This is a genomic window from Clostridium sp. NSJ-145 (assembly GCF_021044725.1).
Taxonomy (GTDB): Bacteria; Bacillota; Clostridia; order Clostridiales; family Clostridiaceae; genus Clostridium; species Clostridium disporicum_B.
Window position 1 is genome coordinate 1 of the sequence record NZ_JAJNOS010000051.1, and the last position, 1,268, is coordinate 1,268.

Genomic DNA, 1,268 nt, shown 5'->3' on the forward strand with positions numbered 1-1,268 from the left:
TGGTGTTAGTATAAAGTAGTGGACACATTAAATCGAACTAAGTAAAATAATATTTAGTTAAGAAAGGATGTGTCCATTATGGGAAAGGGCAGAAGATATGATCAAGAATATAAGGATATGATAGTAGAATTATTTAAGTCAGGAATGAGCTTAGCAGAGCTAAGTAGCGAATATGGCATTGCAAAATCAACAATTAACGGCTGGATTAAAGATGTAAAAGAAATTAAAGTAGATGAAAATGAAGTTATGACATTAAAGGAAGTTAAAGCTTTAAAAAAAGAAATGGCAAGAATTAAAGAGGAAAATGAAATATTAAAAAAAGCTATGGCCATATTTGCAACAAGAAATTAGATGAAGTAATAGAATTTATAAATAACAATAAAAACAAGCATGATATTAAAACTATGTGTACCGTTCTAGGCGTAGCCAGAAGCACATATTATAAATCTTTTGATAAAACTAAATCTACAAGAGAACTAGAAAATGAGGAATTAAAATCAGCTATTAAAAGGATATATAAAGAGAATAAAGGCATATATGGTGCTCCTAGAATTCCTTATATACTTGGTATAGAAGGTTTCAATGTATCATTGAAGCGAGTTCAAAGACGAATGTCTGAACTTGGCCTTTATGCAATAACTGTAAAAAAATACAAACCTCATTCAAGTAAAAAGGTAGCAGAAGGTTTAGAAAACGTTTTGAAAAGAGATTTTACTACTACTTCTATTAACGAAAAATGGGTAGGGGATATTACATATATTCATACTATAAAAGATGGTTGGTGCTATTTAGCTTCAGTTCTAGACTTATATTCTAAAAAAATAATTGGCTACGCTTTCGGTAAGAAAATGACTAATGATTTAGTTGTTAAAGCCTTAAAAAATGCTTATTATAGCCAATCTCCAGATAAGAATAAGCAATTAATATTTCATAGCGATTTAGGATCTCAATACACTAGCAATGATTTAAAGAAGCTATGCAAAGAATTTAATATTATACAATCGTTTAGTAAAAAAGGTTGTCCATATGATAATGCTTGTATAGAATCCTTCCATTCATCAATAAAAAAGGAGGAAATATACAGAAATACATATCGTACCTTCGAAGAAGCTAATATGGCTGTTTTTAAATATATTGAAGGTTGGTATAACAGAAAAAGGCTACACTCTTCTATTAATTACATGACTCCAGATCAATGTGAATTATTAGCTAGAAGTGCAGCATAAAAAAGTTTGACTTTTTGTGTCCAAAATATTGACATAAGACCA

Annotated in this window: 1 protein-coding gene; it reads left to right on the plus strand. The window is 29.3% G+C overall.

What is annotated here, in order from left to right; all coding sequences use genetic code 11:
- The first annotated feature begins 78 nt into the window (after positions 1-78).
- A protein-coding gene (locus LQE93_RS16710) for an IS3 family transposase (RefSeq protein ID WP_231074575.1) occupies positions 79-1,226 on the plus strand; the annotation gives its coding sequence in 2 pieces (ribosomal slippage) (positions 79-322 and positions 322-1,226; 1,149 coding nt in all).
- Positions 1,227-1,268: the final 42 nt, after the last annotated feature.